General features: G+C 63.6%; 14 protein-coding genes. 8 read left to right on the plus strand and 6 right to left on the minus strand.

Going from position 1 to position 18,591, the window contains the following annotated elements:
- Positions 1-570 precede the first annotated feature (570 nt).
- The 6 genes from GXP39_03345 (at position 571) to GXP39_03370 (ending at position 8,294) form a co-directional block, all read left to right on the plus strand.
- On the plus strand, positions 571-1,362 hold the full coding sequence (locus GXP39_03345) for an IclR family transcriptional regulator (protein NOZ27074.1): 792 nt from the start codon (positions 571-573) through the stop codon (positions 1,360-1,362).
- Positions 1,363-1,376: 14 nt separating this feature from the next.
- Complete coding sequence (locus tag GXP39_03350) at positions 1,377-3,149, plus strand: M28 family peptidase (protein ID NOZ27075.1); 1,773 nt, start codon at positions 1,377-1,379, stop codon at positions 3,147-3,149.
- Positions 3,150-3,214: 65 nt separating this feature from the next.
- Positions 3,215-4,612 carry a M20/M25/M40 family metallo-hydrolase gene (locus tag GXP39_03355; GenBank protein ID NOZ27076.1) on the plus strand — a complete coding sequence of 466 codons (1,398 nt, stop codon included), beginning with the start codon at positions 3,215-3,217 and terminating at the stop codon, positions 4,610-4,612.
- Between the two features lie 2 nt (positions 4,613-4,614).
- On the plus strand, positions 4,615-5,571 hold the full coding sequence (locus GXP39_03360; protein ID NOZ27077.1) for an ABC transporter permease: 957 nt from the start codon (positions 4,615-4,617) through the stop codon (positions 5,569-5,571).
- 3 nt (positions 5,572-5,574) lie between these two features.
- The gene (locus tag GXP39_03365; protein ID NOZ27078.1) at positions 5,575-6,507 is read left to right on the plus strand and encodes an ABC transporter permease; all 933 of its coding nucleotides are present in this window, start codon (positions 5,575-5,577) and stop codon (positions 6,505-6,507) included.
- A gap of 53 nt (positions 6,508-6,560) precedes the next feature.
- Entirely contained in the window at positions 6,561-8,294 is a 1,734-nt protein-coding gene (locus GXP39_03370) for an oligopeptide-binding protein AppA (GenBank protein NOZ27079.1), read from the plus strand.
- 463 nt (positions 8,295-8,757) lie between these two features.
- Here GXP39_03370 and GXP39_03375 read toward each other — a convergent pair whose 3' ends face one another.
- Together GXP39_03375 and GXP39_03380 are read right to left on the minus strand one after the other, a co-directional pair.
- The gene (locus GXP39_03375; protein ID NOZ27080.1) at positions 8,758-9,249 is read right to left on the minus strand and encodes a hypothetical protein; all 492 of its coding nucleotides are present in this window, start codon (positions 9,247-9,249) and stop codon (positions 8,758-8,760) included.
- Positions 9,250-9,402: 153 nt separating this feature from the next.
- Entirely contained in the window at positions 9,403-10,161 is a 759-nt protein-coding gene (locus tag GXP39_03380) for a DUF2202 domain-containing protein (protein ID NOZ27081.1), read from the minus strand.
- Between the two features lie 148 nt (positions 10,162-10,309).
- Between GXP39_03380 and GXP39_03385 the strand changes: the two genes are divergently transcribed.
- Positions 10,310-11,653, plus strand: a complete 1,344-nt coding sequence (locus GXP39_03385) for a M20/M25/M40 family metallo-hydrolase (protein ID NOZ27082.1) — start codon at positions 10,310-10,312, stop codon at positions 11,651-11,653.
- Between the two features lie 134 nt (positions 11,654-11,787).
- Here GXP39_03385 and GXP39_03390 read toward each other — a convergent pair whose 3' ends face one another.
- The 3 genes from GXP39_03390 to GXP39_03400 all read right to left on the minus strand — a co-directional run bounded on the left by GXP39_03390 (position 11,788) and on the right by GXP39_03400 (position 15,474).
- A complete protein-coding gene (locus GXP39_03390; protein ID NOZ27083.1) occupies positions 11,788-12,867 on the minus strand; it encodes a hypothetical protein in 1,080 nt (359 codons plus the stop codon).
- A 902-nt stretch (positions 12,868-13,769) separates the two neighbouring features.
- Positions 13,770-14,852, minus strand: a complete 1,083-nt coding sequence (locus tag GXP39_03395; GenBank protein ID NOZ27084.1) for a 4Fe-4S ferredoxin — start codon at positions 14,850-14,852, stop codon at positions 13,770-13,772.
- An 82-nt stretch (positions 14,853-14,934) separates the two neighbouring features.
- Complete coding sequence (locus GXP39_03400; GenBank protein NOZ27085.1) at positions 14,935-15,474, minus strand: hypothetical protein; 540 nt, start codon at positions 15,472-15,474, stop codon at positions 14,935-14,937.
- Positions 15,475-16,036: 562 nt separating this feature from the next.
- On the opposite strand from GXP39_03400, the gene GXP39_03405 reads away from it, so the two are divergent.
- Entirely contained in the window at positions 16,037-16,723 is a 687-nt protein-coding gene (locus GXP39_03405) for an N-acetylmuramoyl-L-alanine amidase (GenBank protein ID NOZ27086.1), read from the plus strand.
- Here GXP39_03405 and GXP39_03410 read toward each other — a convergent pair.
- Entirely contained in the window at positions 16,720-18,585 is a 1,866-nt protein-coding gene (locus tag GXP39_03410) for a hypothetical protein (protein ID NOZ27087.1), read from the minus strand. The genes GXP39_03405 and GXP39_03410 overlap by 4 nt on opposite strands.
- Positions 18,586-18,591 lie beyond the last annotated feature (6 nt).

Raw genomic sequence — 18,591 nt, forward strand, 5'->3', positions numbered from 1 at the left:
GAGATAAGGACAAACGATGGCACAAGATCGATTGATCGTTCGCGGGGCACGAGAACATAACCTGAAGAACATCGACGTGGAGATCCCCCGCATCTCATCGCGATTCACTCATACGAGGTGAGGGAATGATCGCATGGCCGTGCCGGTTGTGGTTCGCCGGAAAGGGCGTAATCGATGTTGACACCTGATCGTAAATCTGGTACATTACGTTCGGCTTTTTCGAAAGGCGGTTTTGCATAGCGGAACATCGACATAGAAGAACCGGGGTCTCCCCGGTCACTTCCTCCGCATGAGAGCGCTTCTCATGTGTCGCCCTCAGCGAAGATGCTGAGGGGCCTCGCCACCGACGTCGAGATGTGGGTTGTTCCTACCCGGTTCTCGTTCCTTCCATTGCTCCCATTCGCTGGGCGAGGGTGTACCCCACGCGATCCGGTGAGCAGTGTTTGATATCCTCTCTGGCGTGACAGGTCGTTACAGTTCTTTGGGAATAGGCAGATCCACGTTGTTTCGCGTGTTGGCGCGTCCCGACCCGGTGAGCGCGCGGAAAAGATGTAGTGGAGGGCGTCCCATATGACCATGGCGCAGCGGGACTACACCATTCAGGCTCTGCATCATGCCCTGGTGGTTTTGGATACGTTTCTGGAGGCCGACAGGCCGACTCAAGGCATCAGCGAGATCAGTGAAAAGTTGGGGTTGAATAAGAGCCGGGTGTTCCGGATCCTCAACACACTGGAGCAGCACGGCTTTGTGGAACGGGATCCGGAGACCAAACGGTATCGGCTGGGAGTGCGGTTGATCACGTTTGGGGAGGCCGTGCGACGCCATTTGGACGTGGTGCAGGCGGCCGATCCCATCCTGGACGAGTTGGCCGAGCGGACCGGCGAGACGATCTATCTGGGCGTGGCGGATGGCCATGAGGCCGTCTGTGTCGCCCAACGGGAGAGCCGGTACGGTGTCCGGCTGTATGCCGAGATCGGGCGCCGCGTTCCACTCCACGTGGGCGGGGTGCCCAAGGTGCTGTTGGCCCACATGCCGCCGGAGAAGCGCTCCCGGGTGTTGCATAACGGCCCGCTGCCGCGCATCACCGAGCATACGATCACGGATCCCGATCGGCTGGAGAAGATCCTGGAAGGCATCCGCCAGCGAGGGTATGCGGTGGAGGCGGATGACCTGGATCTGGGCGCCCACTCCGTCGCCGCCCCCGTGCGTGACTACGCTGGGCGCGTCGTCGCCGCCGTGAGCATCGCCGGCCCCAGCCAGCGCTTCACCCCGGACCGGATTCAGGAGTTCATTCAGCTCATTTGTCACGCTGCCGATCGTATTTCCGCCCGCCTGGGATATCTTCCAAGCCAGAAGTCGTGATAGGAGGAACTCGCATGAAGCGTATTTACGAGGCCTTGGATCGTTCCGCGGAAGCCGCCATGCTGGCTGACCTCTCCATTGACGCGCCGTGGGCGTTGATCGAGCGCTTCTCCACATTGGTGCGGGAGTCAGGGAGTGAGGATGAGCGCATCGCGGCCCAATACATCAGCGATCAGTTATCCCGTTGGGGGGTGCCCCATACCGTTTACGAGCCGGAATTGTACCTGAGCGTGCCGCGTTCCGCCAGCGTAGAAGCCCAGGGGAGGACGTTGCGGGCGAAGTCTCCTGCCTTTGCCGCCTCGACCGGCGACGCCGGGCTGACCGGACAGGTGGTCTACGTCCCGGCCCAGATGGCGACCGGGGTCGGTGATCTCTTCGATAAGACGGCCGAGGAGACGGTGGACGTGGCGGGCAAGATCGTGCTCACCCATGGGTACGCCATGCCCGGCTCCGTGCGCGATCTGGAACTCCGGGGGGCCATCGGCCAGATCTATATCAACCCGGGCGAGGACATCCACTGGGGCATCTGCACGACCATCTGGGGCACGCCGGACCTGGACAACATCGAGCGCAAGCCCAAGACGCCGGTGGTGGCGGTGAACAACCCGGATGGGCTCTGGCTGCGTGACCTGGCCCAGCAGGGGGATCTGACGGTGACCCTCCGCACGGAGTTGTGGGAGGGATGGGCCGAATGCCCGCTCGTGGTGGCGGAGATCCAGGGCACCGATGAGCCCGAGCGCTTCATCCTGGTGCACGGACACCTCGACTCGTGGGCCGTGGGCATCGGGGACAACGCCGTTGGCGACGCGGCGATGCTGGAGCTGGCCCGGCTGTTCTGGCGGCATCGGGACAAGCTCCGCCGCTCGGTTCGCATCGCCTGGTGGCCGGGACACTCCACAGGGCGCTATGCGGGTTCCACCTGGTACGCGGACACCTTCGGGCTGGATCTGGCGGAGAACTGCATCGCCCAGATCAACATCGACAGCCCGGGCTGCCGATGGGCTACCGAGTATTACGATATCTCATGGATGAAGGAGACCGAGGCGTTCTGTCAGCAGGCGATCAAGGACGCGACGGGGAAGGAGGCCAGTGGCGGTCGACCCCACCAGGCCGGGGATTATTCCTTCAACAACATCGGCATCTCCTCCTTCTTCATGCTCCTGTCCACCATGCCCAAGGAGCTGATCGAGGAGAAGGGCTACTACCCTGTGGGCGGCTGTGGTGGCAACATCGCCTGGCACACGGAGCACGACACCCTGGAGATCGCCGATCGGGATAACCTGTTGCGGGACCTCAAGGTGTATGTGACGGCGTTGACCCGGGTGGTCAACGCGCCCATATATCCGTTCGACTTTATCCAGCTGGCCGATGAGTTCGTGGACACGCTGACGCGGTACCAGGAAGCGGGCCAGGGGAAGTTCGATCTGACGCCGGCCCTGGAGGAGGCGAAGGGGCTGCGGGCTGATCTGGAGCGCTTCTACCAGGCGGCCGAGGCGGCCGTGGACGCGGGCGATGGGCGGACGAGGGTCATCAACGACACCATCCTGGCCCTGGCGCGCGTGTTGGTGCCCATCAATTACACCCGGCACGGGCGATTCCGCACAGAGCCGGCGCTCAGCATTCCGCCGCTGCCCGACCTGGCGCCCATTCAGCGCCTGGGGACGCTGCCGCCGGATAGCGACGAAGCGAAGTTCACGTGTACCCATCTGTTGCGCGGCCGCAATCGGGTGATCTGGGCGCTGCGTGAGGCCCGCCGGCTGGTGGCCGACGCGCTGGAAGAGAGCTAAGCCCAACCCGCAACCCGCAACACGCAACACGCAACACGATTGCGTATCCGTCCGGAGGAACCATCATGTCCGTCTTAGAGCGCATCCATCAGCACATCGACGAGCACTTCGACGAGCACCTGGAGCGCGTGCGGCGCCTGGTGCGGCAGCCGTCCATCAGCGCCGATGGCACGGGGATGGCGGAGACGGCGGCCCTGGTCGCTGATCTCATTCGGGAGGCCGGCGGCCAGGCGGAGATCGTGCCCACGCCGGGGTATCCGGTGGTCTTCGGCGAGATCAACGTCGGCGCGCCCAAGACCTTGCTCGTCTACGGCATGTACGATGTGCAACCCGTGGTGGGGGAGACCTGGGACGTCTCAGATCCCTTCGGCGGCGAGGTGATCGACCTGCCGAACCTGGGCCCCTGTCTGGTCAATCGGGGTGTGTACAACAGCAAGGGGCCGCTGGCCAACTTCTTCAACGCGCTGGAGAGCTTCCGGGCGGTGGGGGAGCCCTATCCGGTCAACCTCAAGTTCATGGTCGAAGGCGAGGAGGAGCTGGGAAGCCGCCACCTGCCCGGCTTCGTCGAGGAGTACAAGGATCGGCTGCAGGCCGACTTCGCGTTCTTCCCCTTCTATGCCCAGGACCCGAACGGCAAGGTGATCATGTACCTGGGCGTGAAGGGCATCCTCTTCATGGAGCTGGTCGCCCGGGGCGGCGACTGGGGTGGCCCGACGACGCGAGGGATCCACGGCTCCAACGCGGTGTGGTTCCACAGCCCCACCTGGGTGCTGCTCCACGCGCTGACCAGCATGATCACGCCGGACCAGAAGCACATCCTCATTGATGGCTTCTACGATGACATCGTCCCGCCCAGCGCCGAGGACGAGGAACTTCTGGAGCGGCTGATCGAGACCTTTACGCCGGAGACGCAGCTGCAGGAGAACGACGTCCGGCGCTTCAAGTACGATCTGACGGGCGTTGACCTGTTGCGCAAGTACCTCTACCAGCCGACCCTGAACATCGACGGCATCATCTCCGGCCATACGGCCGAGGGCACCAAGACGCTCTTGCCCCACGAGGCGCGGGCCAAGATCGATATCCGCATGGTGCCCAATATGCGGCCGGAGCGTATGCTCCAGCTGGTGAAGGACCATCTGGCCCGCCACGGATACGCGGACAAGATCGAGGTCGTGGCCAATGACGCCTATCCGCCGGCCAAGACCCGGCTGCGGGGCAACCCCGCGGCGGAGGCGCTGGTGAAGACCTACCGTGATCTGGGGTTCGAGCCGGAGATCTGGCCGCATCTGGGAGGCTCGGCGCCGTTCTACCTGTTCACCGAGGTCCTGAACATCCCCACCGCCATGGGCGGGCTGGGGCATGGTGGACGGGCCCATAGCCCCAACGAGTATGCCACGTTGGAAGGCATGCGGCTGTGTGAGAAATCCATCGCAGCATTCCTGGTCAATCTGACCTCCGCGTAACCATGGCCAAGTACATCCTGCAGCGGTTGCTGGTGTCCATTCCGGTGCTCTTCGGGGTCACGGTGATCGCCTATTTCATCATGACGTTGGCCCCGGGCGACGCGGTGGACATGTTGGTCAACCCCGGGTTGAGCGCCGAGGATATCGCGCTGAAGAAGAAGGCGTTAGGGCTCGATCAGCCGGCCCCGGTGCAGTACATCAAGTGGCTGAAGGAGGTGGCCCATGGAAACCTGGGATACTCCTTCACCAATCGCCAGCCCGTCACCCGCCGCATCGGGGAGCGGATCAAGCCGACGCTGACGCTGGCCTTCTCCGCCCTCTTCCTGTCCTACCTGATCGCCATCCCGATCGGGGTGCTTTCGGCTGTGCGGCAGTACTCGCTCCTGGACTACGCGGCCACGATCTTTTCCTTCCTGGGCGTCTCCATACCCTCGTTCTTCTTCGGTCTGTTGATGATCTACATCTTCGCGCTCAAGCTGGATCTGCTGCCCACGGGGGGGACGCAGACCATCGGCGCTCCGCCGACGTGGGGCGACCGTCTGGCGCATCTGGTGCTGCCGATGATCGTCCTCAGCCTCCAGAATACAGGGGTGGTCATGCGCTATACCCGGTCCAGCATGTTGGACGTGATCCATCAGGATTACGTGCGCACGGCGCGGGCCAAGGGGCTGCACGGGCGCGTGGTGATCTTCCGTCACGCGCTGCGCAACGCCCTGATCCCGGTGATCACCCTGGCGGGCCTGCAGTTCCCCTTCCTGCTGGGCGGGGCCATCATCACCGAGCAGATCTTCAACTGGCCGGGGATGGGGCGGCTGGCGGTGGAGGCCATCAACCAGCGCGACTATCCCACGATCATGGGACTGAACCTGCTGGCTGCGGTGATGGTCATCATCGGCAACCTGCTGGCGGATGTGTTCTACGGCATCGTGGATCCGCGGATCCGGTACGCGAGGGATTAAGCCATGACCATCGGTGAGACGCACACGGAACAGGGTGAACATCCTGATCCGGCGGAGGCGTTGACGGCTGCAGGGCTTCGCCATGAGCAGATCTCCATGACCCGGCTGATCTGGCGACGATTCCGGCAGCACCGTCTGGCGGTCATATCCAGCGTCGTGTTCCTGATCGTCGTGTTGACCGCCGTGTTCGCCGACGTGATCGCCCCGTACGATCCCTACTACATCGATCCCACCGTGTTCGATCAGGCGCCGACGCCCGCGCATCCCCTGGGCACCGATCGGGTGGGCCGGGACGTGCTGAGCCGGCTCATCTACGGCGGCCGGGTATCCCTGTCCGTGGGTGTGGTGGCGGTCAGCATCTACATGGTGATCGGCACGATGCTGGGGGCGCTGGCGGGCTACTACGGGGGATGGGTGGATGGCGTGATCTCACGCCTGGTGGATATCGTCCTCTCCTTCCCCACGCTGATGTTGATCCTGGTGTTGGTCAGCCTGCTGGGGCCCGGCCTGCGCAACATCATGCTGGTGTTGGGGCTGTTGGGATGGCCCCAGGTGGCCCGTATCGTGCGCGGGGAGTTCCTGCGGCTTCGCGTCCAGGACTTCATCCTGGCGGCCGAGGTGGTGGGGGCCACCAACCGGCGCATCATCGTGCGCCATATCCTGCCCAACGCCATGGGCCCCATGCTGGTGGCCGCGACCTTTGGGGTGGCCAACGCCATCCTGTCCGAGTCAGCTTTAAGCTTCCTGGGCTTGGGCGTGCAGCCGCCGACGGCCAGTTGGGGACAGATGCTGAACGAGGCGCAGTCGCTGACGATCCTGGAATCCAAGCCGTGGTTGTGGGTGCCGCCCGGCATGATGATCCTGATCTCCGTGTTGAGCATCAACTTTATCGGCGACAGCCTACGCGACGCGCTGGATCCGCAGCTGCGCCGTTGAGGTCCATTTCTAATCTCTAATCACCAATCTCCAATCCAAGAGAGGAGGAAGACATGAGATCGCTGCGTTCCCTCAAGATCGTGTCCGGCATCATGCTGCTGGCTATGTTGTTCCCGTTGTTGGCGGCATGTGCCCAGCCGGCCGCGGCACCGACGGCGATCCCGACGGCCACCCGACCGGCGACGTTGGTGGCGCCCCAACTGACCACGCCAGAGCCCACCGCCACGGCGGCTCCCGCGGAGGGCGAGGTCGTGGAGGGCGGCCACGTGACCATCGCCATGTGGAGCCCGCCTAACAATTTCAACGCCATCAATACCGACTCCAGCTACGGCTACTTCAACGTGAATATCATGTTCGAGACCCTGGTGCGCTTCAACGACGACATCAAGTTCATCCCGCGCCTGGCCGATAGCTGGGAGATCAGCGAGGACAAGACCACATACACGTTCCACCTGAATCCCAACGCCAAATGGCACGATGGCACCCCGCTTACGGCCGAGGATGTGGAGTTCACCATCTGGGCCATCACCCATCCCCAGATCGAGAGCAACCGGGGCAACAACATCTCCATGCTCAAGGGGCTGGAGGGGTCCAAGCGCCCGGAGGGCGTGGACACGGTGGAGGGCGTGAAGGTCATCGACGATCACACCATCCAGTTCATCACCAAGAACCCGGTGGATCCCCTGGCCTTCCTGGAGCTGGTGGGCACCGAGATCTGGATCATCCCCAAGCACATCCTGAAGGACATCCCGCCGGAGGAGTTCGACAAGGCCGACTTCTGGATGAACCCCACGGTGGGGGCCGGGCCCTTCAAGTTCGTCCGCTACGAGACGGACCAGTTCGTCGAGTACGAGCGGAACGACGACTACTACCTGGGGCGTCCACACCTGGATAAGCTCATCGTGAAGATCATCTCCCCGGCCACCATGGTCGCCCAGCTTGAGAAGGGGGAGGTGGACATCTCCGCCGGTGGCGGCATCGGCGACATCCCGCTGGATGACTGGGAGCGTGTGAAGAGCCTGCCCAACGTGGATGCCTACAGCTACCAGGACAACGGCTACCAGTACATGCTCATCAACCACGACGCCAGCCGGCCGTGGACCGACAAGCGTATCCGCCATGCGCTGGCGTACGGCATCAACCGCCAGCTCATCGTGGATAAGCTGCTGAAGGGCCAGGGCGTCGTCTGCCAGGGTCCCATCATCCCGGTCACCTACTACTACAATCCCGAGATCGAGGGGAAGTTCCCGTATGACCCGGACAAGGCTCGGGAGCTGCTCAAGGAGGCCGGATGGGATCCCAACTACGAGGTCACGCTCATCGTGCCCATCGGCAACATCGTGCGTGAGCTCTCCGCCGATATCATCCAGGCCAACCTGACGGACATCGGCATGAAGGTCAACGTCGAGAAGATGGACTTCCCCACGTTGATCTCGCGCTTCAAGAGCGGTGACTTCGACCTGGGTCTGGTGGGCTGGGGCGGCGTCCTGGATCCGGACGTGCGCTCTCAGTATCAGACGGGTGCCACGTACAACTTCGGCCGGTTCAGCAGCCCGGTGATCGACGATCTGCTGGAGCGCGGCGCGAACACGGCCGACCCCGAGGAGCGCAAGAAGATCTACGACGAGTTCCAGCTCGCGTTCCTGGACGAGATGCCCATCGTCCCGCTGTACTGGCCGCTGCGCCTGGTGGCCATCAACAAGCGGGTGCACAACGCCCGCCACATCATCACCACCAACGGCCTGCTGCGCAACGTCCACGAATGGTGGGTGGAGGATGGCAAGTAAGGCGGTTGGGAAGTAGAGACGCAAGGAGGGGGCGGTGGATGCATTTCACCGCCCCCTTGTTATGACTCAGGGCGAGTCGGCATTTCCTCAGAGCGTGTCTGAGAAATGCCGTTATCCCCATGCTATGGGGAGGCCCGGATGGGCTCTGCCCATCCGGAGAAAGCCCTTCTTCTGCCTTCGACCCACCCGACCTCGGCCCGGGTCCTTCGGAAAAGGCGGAGAAAGGCAGGCGCAAGCCAGAAAAGTGGGTTTCTCGTGGAGGGGAGGTCCCCTCCACACCTCTCCCTGAGGAGCTGGTAACTGTGGGAGCCCCTCCGGGAAAAGTCCTTCTTCTGCCTTCGACCCACCCGGCCTCGGCCTGGATCCTTTGGAAAGGGCCGAGAAAGGCAGGCGCAGGTCAGATCTTACGGGCCCTGGAGGGAAGAAGGCTCTCTTGCTCGGCGCTGGCCGCGCGTCTTCGATATCACACCGGGGGTGGGGCACCCAGCGCGGCGGTGAACCCGCTGAGCAGCAGGACGGCGATTCCCAAGGCCATGTTGAGGAGCAGCAGGCTGGCGCTTAGCTTCTCCTGGGAAGGTGTGGCGGGCTCGTTGCGACGGCCGAGCACCAGGCTCCGATACAGGGCCACGCCGATCATCGCCAGCACCAGGATATGCTTGATGGCCAGGGTAGCGGAGTAGGCGTTGCCGAAGGTCAGCAGGCCCTGGAACGCCGCGTTGCGTTTGGCCTGTAGGAGGCCGGTCACCAGCAGCCCCACAATGCTGATGTAGACCAATGTACTCAGGCGCCTCTGGATGGTGTCCGTCAGTTTCTTCAACTGGGGGCCCTTTCCCAGCGCCTCCCTGGCAGAGGGCAGGACGGTGATCCCCAGGGTGATCAGCCCGCCCACCCAAACGACGGTGAAGAGGTCATGCAGAAACGTGATGAGAGCGAATGCGATCTGTTTAGCAGCCATCGTGTTCTCCTTGAAAAGGGTGATTCGTCGTAAAGCCTTTGCCCAAATGGCGCTTCACCCGGGCGTGTAAACGGCCCACGAGGCCGCCCTCACGGATCTCATCCGATGAGGGCGACCTCGCCGTCAAGCTCCTCATTGAGCTGGACGTGCATGTTACTTCTGGCCGTGTCCCCCGCGCTCCATGGGGGCGTTGACGATCTCGTTATAGGCATCCTGCGAGAGATACTGAGGCTGGTAGACCTTCCCGGTCTGGTTCTCCAGCGTTGAGGTGAAAGCTCGCAGGTGATTTCGGGAGCCCTTCATCAGGTTCTCGTAGACCAACTGGATGTCCGCCTTATCAGTCTGAGCGAGACGCTCCTCCAGGTCGAGGATGTCGATCTCCTCGATGGCCGCCCCGACTTGCAGGGCGCTCTCGAGCGATTGGCTGCCCTCCTCGACCAGTTGGTCGTAGAGTGCCTGCAGCGTTGGGTTCGTGAACTCGCCGACGGCCTTGTCAGCGGACGGATCCGACAGGCTGTATCGGTCCAGCAGGGTCTTTACGGCGTCCATATGGGCCTGCTCGCTCTTGGCGATGTTCTGGAAGATGGGAAGCTCCCACTTCTGGTAAAGGACCTGGTATACGTCCCGGGCCAGCTTCTCCTCTTCTCGCATATAGAGGAGGCCTTCGGCTTCGGCGTCGCTCAGCGTGCCCGCCGGGATCTGATCGAGGGCGTCGTTCAGGGCGGCCTGATCGAAGCTGGTGTTCCCCGCCTCATCGACCGTCACCGGTGCGATGGCGGTGGTGGGAGCAGCCGTCGGGGCCGCGGTGGGAGCTGCTGTCGGCGCCGTAGCCGGCAGCGCCGTGCATGCGGCCAATGCGACGATGGTAAGGAGAATCGCTCCGGTTAGGAGCTTGTTGATTCGGGTTGTCATAGGGCACCTCCTGAGTGCTTGTGTATCAACTTGATGGTCAACTCATTGTATCTCATTGTAGCGGAGGATTGCGTAGGAGTTGTGGGTCATGTATGGAGATCTTGTGGAGATCCGGGGGCTCTCTTGAAACTGGATGAGGAGAGGGGCTATGTCGGAATATGTTGGCTGGATCGACGCGCGACGTGAGGAACTGGTCGGCGATCTGCAGCGGCTGCTGCGCCAACCCAGCATCAGCGCCCAGGATCATGGCATCCGGGAGTGCGCGGCGCTGGTCGCCGAGATGTTGCAGTCGTGGGGGATCTCGACGCAGGTCCACGAGACGCCGCGGCATCCCGTCGTCACCGGCGAGCTGCGCGGCGAGGGGAACCGCACGCTCTTGATCTACGGGCATTACGATGTGCAGCCGCCGGAGCCGCTGGAGCTATGGGAGCACGACCCGTTTGGCGCGGAGATCGTGGATGGGCGGATATACGCCCGGGGTGCCGTGGACGACAAGGGGAACCTGCTAGCGGCGGTCGAGGCAGCGCGCGGGCTTCATGAGATGGGCCGGCTGCCGTGCAACATCAAATTCATCATCGAAGGGGAGGAGGAGATCTCCAGCCCGAACCTGTTGCCCTTCGTCCGGGCGCATCGGGATCTGCTCGCCGCCGATGCCCTGGCCGGGTTCGACGGCAACGTGACGCCCGGCGGCCGCCCCGAGGTGGTCCTGGGCATGAAGGGGATCTGCTACGTGGAGTTGGAGGCCGAGATCGGCCGGGATCAGCACTCGTCCAAGGCGCCGCTGGTGCCGAACCCCGCCTGGCGCCTGGTATGGGCGCTGAACAGCCTAAAAGGGCCGGACGAGCGCGTTCGCGTCCCCGGGTTCTACGATGATGTGGTGCCGCCGACCCCCGAGGAGCTGGAGTTGTTAGAGCGCATGGAGTGGGACGAGGAGGCGTTGCGACAGGCCTGGGGGGTGCAACGGTTCCTGGGAGGGCGGACGGGGCAGGATGCCCGCGTGGCGCTGTTGTACGAGCCGACGTGCACGATTTGCGGCTTCCAGGCGGGGTACGCCGGGCCAGGCGCCAAGACGGTGCTGCCCGGAAAGGCCCGATGCAAGGTGGACTTCCGGCTGGTGCCGCGGCAGGATCCGGCGGATATCTTCCGCAAGGTGCGGGCGCACCTGGACGCCCAGGGGTTCTCGGACGTGAAGATGACGCTCGTGGGCGCGCTGAAGGCATCCAAGACGCCTCTGGATGCGCCCGTGGCCCGCGCGCTAACCGAGGCGCTGTGGGAGACGTTCCAGGTGGAGCCCAACGTGCGCCCGCTGGTGGAGGGATCGGGGCCAGGGTACGTGTTCGAGGAGGCGCTGGGGATTCCGCAGGCCTACAGCGGCTTTGGGCCCACGGAGGACCGGCTGCATGCGCCCAACGAGTATATCACCGTGGAGGGCTACCTGAAGGGCATCGAGGCGTGCATGCGATTCTACGAGCGTTTCGGCTCGGCGGAGTAGAAAAAGAAGCCCGGGATCCCCAGGATCCCGGGCTTCTTGTTTGAGCAGCCCCCTGTTTTGTATGGGCATCTGCCGTCTTCTCGACGAGCCCCATCCGCTCGCATCGCGAAGTTTTGGATGACCCGATCTGCCGGCTAAGAGGTCTCTGGAAGCTTCCCCCCATTCCAGCCAGCGCAGGCCTCACGCGGTTCAACCGTCTTCGATGGATTCAGCAGGTCGAGGAGCAGATCTCGAGTGGACTTGTTGAAGGAGTCGTAGATGTCGCAACAGCGTTCGTAGAAGCGGACGAGCCCGTATTCCGCCTTGCCGACTTGCCATTCGGTGTCCCACCCCGCTCCGGGATGTTTCTCAAAGGCCCGCAGCACATCCCAGAAATCGAGATCTGGCGACCTTGGACATCCTGTCGGTATCATAGAGGCAATGCTGACCCTGGAACCGTTCTGATTATCCGGGTACGTGTCGCTCGTGCCGAACAGGAACTTGTAGAAGCCGAACTTGCCCCGGGCGGTCAGGAGGTGTAGCCCGCTGGTGACGCCGAAGTCATTGCGCTCGATCATGTCGAGGTCGTACAGCCCCTTTTGGTGTAGGAATCTGCGGTTATAGGGCAGGCGCTTGTCCTGTCCCCAGATGTGGAAGAGCAACTCCTCCGCCGCGTACTGGGCGAACCCCTCGTGGAAGGCGATGTTCGGGTTCTCCTGGCGTCCATGGGTGTCCCAGTCGAAGCATATCGCGTCCAGCCAGTTCGCCGTGCCTTTGTTGTGGTCGTAGTTCCAGAGGTGCATCACCTCATGCAGCACGGTCTCAGCGCTCCACCATCGATCGTCCTGCCCCTTGTGGATGTAGGCCGTGCGGTCGATGCCATTCGCGTAGGGCACCCCGGAGATCACTTTCGCCGGATAGACGACGTTGATCTTCTTCTCGAAGGCGAAGTAGGGATCCTTGTCCACCAGCGTATCGATCATCGTGCGGCATAGATACCAGGCGACGGCCTGTCGGCGATAGTCCTCCTCGCCGAGGTCACGGGCGCCGCCCGCCTTGAAGGTGCGCGTGCCGATGTCGATCGTTGGACCTTCCTTCTTGCTCGTGGACTTGTAGATGAGGTGCCAGTTTGATTCGAAGATATCAAGCTTAGCCCCTTTGATCTCCAGGTCGTCGGAGCGGAAGCGGACTCGCACACGGATGTATCGCTTCTGCTTGTTCTTATTCACACTCAAGGAGAAGCTCCCATCTGAACGGGTACGCACAGTACCCCACTCATTCCATCCGATCGACGAGGAGATCGTAGAGCCCGAGACCTCCACTTCGATGCCCTTCAGATCGCGAATCTGCTTGCGACCCGTGGTTTCATCCTCTTTAACCCGAATCCGTCCTTTGATAGTCCAAGTTTGCCTAGCCATAGTCTTCTCCTTGGGCTAAGGGTCGGCGGCAGATGTCATCGCGTCCGCACCAGGGGGAACGTCTCTTCGCTCTGGGGAGGGAAGATGCTCACCTGGAGGGCAAGCGGGAAGGGCGTTGTGGAAGGTGTTTGCTGGAGGATTTGTTTAGGCGGGCGTCGACTCAAGGCGCAGAGCCTGAGTCCCTAAAGCCGACCGGGAAGGTGCTCCGTCCGCGATCGTCCCAGGCAGAAGAGTGCTCAAATGCACTGCAATGCAGCCGACATGGGGGAGGGCGGAAACCGCCTGGTCGAATGCATTATCAGTTTCCACAATTGCATGAAAATGCGATCGAAGACTGTAGCGAGCATTCCCATTTCCCGCCCTGTCCCTTGGGGAAAGGCGGGAGAGGGCTTCGCTCCCGGTTTCGGGCTCAGTGGCTTGAGCAGCCTTCAAGCGTACTCGGTTGCACAGCCCGAGGAGCGTCGTCCTTTGCTGTCTCAAAGGGAAGCTGGGGGCGTCTCTCAGAGCGTGTCTGAGGAATGCCATTGCTTTTGCTATGGGGAGCCCTCCGGAAAAAGCCCTTCTTCCGCCTTTGACCTGCCCGGCCTCGGCCTGGGCCCTTCGGGAAGGGCCGAGAAAGGCAGGTGCGGGCCGGAAAGGAGGGGTTTCCGTGGAGGAGACCTCCCCTCCACACCTCCCCCTGTGGAGCTGGTAGCTGAGGAAGCCCCTCAGACACGCTCTTACAGGATGTCGGACAGGGAGATGCCGCGGTTTTGGGCTCGTCGAACCATCCACTCCTGGATGTTCGTCGGGAGCGGCGGGATCTCACTCTCGGGTCGACGTTCCAGATGAAGCGTGCCGGTAGGGCAGACGAGGGTGCACTGGCCGCAGCCCACGCAGCGGGCGTAGTCCACGACACATATCCCCTCGGGGACGGAGAGCGCCCCGAACTGACAGCGCTCGACGCAGTCGCCGCATCCCGCGCATATTTCGTCGTCCACGACCGCGTGGAAGGCGGAGTGGGCGACGGCCGTGGGGATGCCGAACTCGGCCACGCCTCGCATGATCCCACAACAGCAGGTGCAGCAGTTGCAGATGTAGAAGTGCCCCTCCCGATGGTTGGCGGTGGAGTGGATCAACCCCGCCTCCGCGGCCTCCTGCAGGATCCGTAACGCCTCTTCCTTCGTGATGGGGCGGGGCATCTGGCTGTGATCGAAGGCGCCCTCGATCGGCGCGAAGACCAGGCAGTTTTCGGTGGGGCGGTCGCAGCCCTTGCCGATGAGCCGCTGCTGGACGCGGCAGATGCATTCGGCCACGCCCCATGATTTGGCCGCCTCCAACATCCGGGTGGCCTGCTCATAGGGAAAGATCTCCAGATCGAAGGAGATCGCCTCGCCGACCGGGATCACGCGGTGGAGGGGAGGATCGGCCTGGATGATGCTGCCGCCTCGGGTCTCCTGATAGTACTGCTCGAAGAGCTCGGCCAGCTCCTCATCCATGCGGGGCAGTTGCGTCTCGTAGAAGCCGATCACGAAGGGCATCAGCGCGAAGGAGAGATGGCCCTGGTCTTTTGTGGCACGGATCAGCTTTTTGCGAGCCATCCCTTTGAGCACACGGCGGGCTACATGGGGATCCACCCCCGCCCGGGCGGCGATGTCGGCGGCCGGCTCGTAGGTCAGGCGCATCACGGCCGCCAGGGCTGCTTCCTCCGGGGTGAAGATCTTGGCCAGCAGCCGGAGCTCTACGCCGCTCTCGGTGGGAGAGAAGCCGTTGGGAATGGTGTCCAATCTTTGAGCCAGCTTACGGTACACGTTCTCATCCATCACCGTTCCTCCTGATGCGGAGACTGTGGGAGAGATGCGGGTGTGGGATGGAGAACGGCGTCGGGGCGCCTTCTCTCCCAATTTATAGCGCCGGGCGTTTCGTGGCGAGGAGGGTTTCCAGGCGGGATCGCCGATCCTCGAGGCTCGTCTCCTCATGGAGCGGCGTGCAGCGCTCCAGTTGTGCCTGGCCCGCTGCCAGCCGGAGCGCGAAGCTGAAACAGGTCTCCTCGCCGCACGCCTTGCAGTTCGTCCGGGGAAGCCATTGGTAGATCTCCAACGGCTGCAGTCGTGGGTGTGTGCTCGTGTCCGGCTCCAGCTGATCTCGCTTCGCCCAGGTCCGGTTGACCAGGTCCACCAGGCCTTTCACCACCTGATCCGCCTCCTCCCGGCTCTCAACGTGGTCCACGGCGATCCGGTGGGGCCAGAATCCGATGTTGCGCCCCTCGTGGCGCCAGGACAGCGCAGGCCCTTCCGGCAGGTAGGTCGCCCTCGACAGGATGGCGTTGAGGTAAGGGAGGACCGGGCTGATATCCACGTCAAGGTGGGCTATGACCTCATACTCGAAATGTTCCATACTGTGCGTGGAGATCCGGACCTCGAGCTCGTAGGATTCGATGAGCATGGTTCCCTCGCTGGGGTTCTGTAAGGGGCGACCCACCGGGTCGCCCTATTCGCATCAACTGAACAGCATGGGCGAGGCCCCCGTCTGTCGCTTTTTCCTTCCACGGGCGGTCGCACCTGAAAGGGGAGGTGCGGAGGGGAAGCCCCTCCGCAGGAAAACTCTTTTCCTCGCCTTTCACCTGCCTTTTTGGGGCTTTGGCCGGTGGCCTCCGGCCCCACGGGGCAGGTGAGGGGCTGATAATAGGATGCTTCAGAGGGGCGGTAGCCCCTCCGAGCCACCCCAGAGGTGCGGGGCCACGCTTCCGTGTGTTGGGGCATGGCCGTTTGCAGTATATCAGAGGGGCTGCATGGGGGCAAGGCGTTGAGGGCTCCGTTGGCTTAAGCGGGGCCGCTTGGAGGCAAGCTCTTGCATTCTCTGAGTGGCTTGGAGGGCGGTCCCTCCACACCTGTTTCGGGGATGCGGGGCGCGCTCTCATCCAAAAAGTGTAATATGATTAATTGGTGATATTGACGAAGCGGGCATTCGCGAGTATGATGCAAGTAATCCTGGTAGGAGAACTCTCGTGCGCAAAGCGGCACTGCAGCGGTTGGAGCGGATCGCCTTGATCACCCTCCTGTTGGCTTTGGGGGGCAGCCTGCTGCTGGCCTGGGCGCGGAGCACCCGGCAGGAGCCCGTATCGCAGGCGGCTGGACCGGAGCTGGCCCTTCAGCCCATCCCCGGACTGGAGGGGCGTCGGGTGGGCCTGGTCGCCGGACATAGCGGATACGACTCGGGTGCCGTGTGCCCGGATGGCTTGCGAGAGGTGGATGTCAATTACGCCGTCGCTGTGCGGGTGGCCGAATATCTGCGGCAGATCGACGTGCAGGTGGACGTGCTGACGGAGTTCGATAAGCGGCTGGATGGTTATCGGGCGGATGCCTTCCTTTCCATCCACGCCGATTCCTGCATCGACGCCAGCGGGTTCAAGATCGCCCGGTCAGAGTCCAGCCCGATCCCCGAGGTCGAGGATCGCCTGGTGGAGTGCCTGTATCAGGCGTATAGCGTGACGACCGGGTTGCCGCGTCACGATGGTAGCATCACGCACGATATGACCAAATACCACGCCTTCCGGGTCATCAGCCCGGAGACGCCCGCGGCCATCATCGAGATGGGCTTCCTGGGCGGGGATCGCCAGATGCTGGTGGGGGAGCGGGACCGGGTGGCTTACGGACTGGCGGAAGGGATCGTCTGCTTCCTGGCCGGCCTCTAGTCCGGCGTCGCGAGCCTGGGCTCGCCCCGCATGATCCACATCATCCCCCAGCCCGCCCGATCCCCGACGTAGTTGTTGGCAGGCCCCGGCTGGGTGCCAAAGGTCAGCGTCACCGACCGTCCTCGCCAGCGCGAGAGGTCCACGGCTACGTCGTGCCATCGCTGATCCGGCGGCTCGTTGCTCACATGTTGCTGCAGGATGACCGCTGGGCCTGTCCCGTCATCGATGGTCAGGACGAAGGTCGCCCCGTCGCCTCCCCATCCCCATGTGATCGGGTCCATGGCCAGGCTGACCCACAGAAAGGTGGGGCGGTTGGGGAGTTGCACCTGGTAGCTCACCTGGGCGGGCGGGTGGATCACCAGCACCGGCCGGGTGTCCCCGTTCTGTGGCATGGTGAACTGGGTGACCGACACGTATTGACACAGGCTCGGGTCCTCCCCGGGCTTGGCTTCGCATAGAGGTTGCGGCGGCTGCTGGACCTGTGCCTGGGGGAACCGGGCGATGAGATCGGCAACCTGGTAGATGGTCAGCAGATCTCGCTTGGCGGGATTGAGGTCCACCCGCTCGTGCGCGTGGTTCATCCAGACCCACGGCACGGTGAAGCACAGCGAGGCCGCGAGCAGCGCCGGGCCGGCTCGGCGAGCGATGGAGAGGGGGGCTGTGGCGATCATTTGGGCCACCCATACGGTCACCGGCACCGCAGCGATGGCGAACAGATCCCAGTCATCGGGCCGGGGCAGCTTGTTGGCGAAGGCCAGCGAGTAGGCGAGCACCCCAAGGGTCGCCGTCGCCAGGAGGAGATCCTCCCGCTTGTGCGGCCGCCACCCCGCCACCAGGAGCAGGATGAGGGCCGACGTCGCCGGGGCGACCAGGTAGAGGTTGTTCGCGACATCGGCGAGATGGCCGGGGGAGAGCATCTGGCCGACGGACAGCCAGAGCTGTTGGTCGTCCGCGTACCGGTTCACGCCGATCTGCAGCGGTGGCGCGCCGACGGCCCGGGCGAGGGCCAGCAGGGCCAGCAGGGGGATCGCCAGCCCGACGGCGAGCCAGAGGGCGCGTCGCAGGCTCGCCTGCCAGTCCGTTCCCTCCCAGGCCAGGACCGCCAGGGAGGGGATCAGGAAGACCGCCTGCGGGTGGAACGCGATGGCCAGCCCCAATATCCCGGAGGCCAGCGCTGGATGTGTCCGGCCTCGGATCGCTCGAAGGGCCAGCCATACGTACCCGAGCGCGGCCACGGTCACCAGCGTGTAGTTCTCCACGTGGCCGAACAGGAGCTGGATCGCCCCCGGCGATAGCAGCATCCCGAAGGCGAGCCCGCGGCGGGTGGCGTCGCTCGCCAGGTCGCCGGAGAGCCGCCAGGCGATCCAGATGTAGGCGATGCCGGCCAGGCAGCTCAGCAAGGCGATGGCTCGCCAGGCGTCCCAACCGATGATGGCGTGGCTGATCTGATAGGTGGCGACCGCCAACAGGCGATCCAGAGGCTCCTTCCAGAAATATTCGCCGCGCCAGGTGGTGCGCCATCGCCCTTCCAGCAGCGCCAGGGTATACAGGGCGTCCCCCCACAGCGTGCGTTCCCGCAGCAGCCAGAGGAGAACGCCGCTTGCGGCCAGGAGGGCGCCCTTCACCGGGCGGGGTGCCTGCGTGAGCCGGGTTGTGCCCCATTGGATCGCGCTGCTCGCTCCATGGGCGAGGGGTGGGACCAGCGCCAGGAGCGGCAGCGCGATGAGGAGCAGGCGCACGGGCCATGGGAGGTCAGCGATCGTTCGCATGGCCCATAGCCCATCCCATGCGAGGGCCAGCAGGACCAGCGCGGCGAAGAGCAACGCGTTGAGCGACAGGGCGATCCAGATGCGTCGGGGCATGAGGTC

The sequence above is a fragment of the Chloroflexota bacterium genome (assembly GCA_013152435.1).
GTDB lineage: Bacteria > Chloroflexota > Anaerolineae > DUEN01 > DUEN01 > DUEN01.

Excerpts from the sequence above, each read along its gene's own strand:
- GXP39_03400 (NOZ27085.1), bottom strand. The coding sequence starts at position 15,474 with ATGCTCATCGAATCCTACGAGCTCGAGGTCCGGATCTCCACGCACAGT.
- GXP39_03375 (NOZ27080.1), bottom strand. The coding sequence starts at position 9,249 with ATGGCTGCTAAACAGATCGCATTCGCTCTCATCACGTTTCTGCATGAC.
- GXP39_03380 (NOZ27081.1), bottom strand. The coding sequence starts at position 10,161 with ATGACAACCCGAATCAACAAGCTCCTAACCGGAGCGATTCTCCTTACC.
- GXP39_03360 (NOZ27077.1), top strand. The coding sequence starts at position 4,615 with ATGGCCAAGTACATCCTGCAGCGGTTGCTGGTGTCCATTCCGGTGCTC.
- GXP39_03365 (NOZ27078.1), top strand. The coding sequence starts at position 5,575 with ATGACCATCGGTGAGACGCACACGGAACAGGGTGAACATCCTGATCCG.
- GXP39_03410 (NOZ27087.1), bottom strand. The coding sequence starts at position 18,585 with ATGCCCCGACGCATCTGGATCGCCCTGTCGCTCAACGCGTTGCTCTTC.
- GXP39_03370 (NOZ27079.1), top strand. The coding sequence starts at position 6,561 with ATGAGATCGCTGCGTTCCCTCAAGATCGTGTCCGGCATCATGCTGCTG.
- GXP39_03350 (NOZ27075.1), top strand. The coding sequence starts at position 1,377 with ATGAAGCGTATTTACGAGGCCTTGGATCGTTCCGCGGAAGCCGCCATG.
- GXP39_03355 (NOZ27076.1), top strand. The coding sequence starts at position 3,215 with ATGTCCGTCTTAGAGCGCATCCATCAGCACATCGACGAGCACTTCGAC.
- GXP39_03345 (NOZ27074.1), top strand. The coding sequence starts at position 571 with ATGACCATGGCGCAGCGGGACTACACCATTCAGGCTCTGCATCATGCC.
- GXP39_03395 (NOZ27084.1), bottom strand. The coding sequence starts at position 14,852 with ATGGATGAGAACGTGTACCGTAAGCTGGCTCAAAGATTGGACACCATT.
- GXP39_03385 (NOZ27082.1), top strand. The coding sequence starts at position 10,310 with ATGTCGGAATATGTTGGCTGGATCGACGCGCGACGTGAGGAACTGGTC.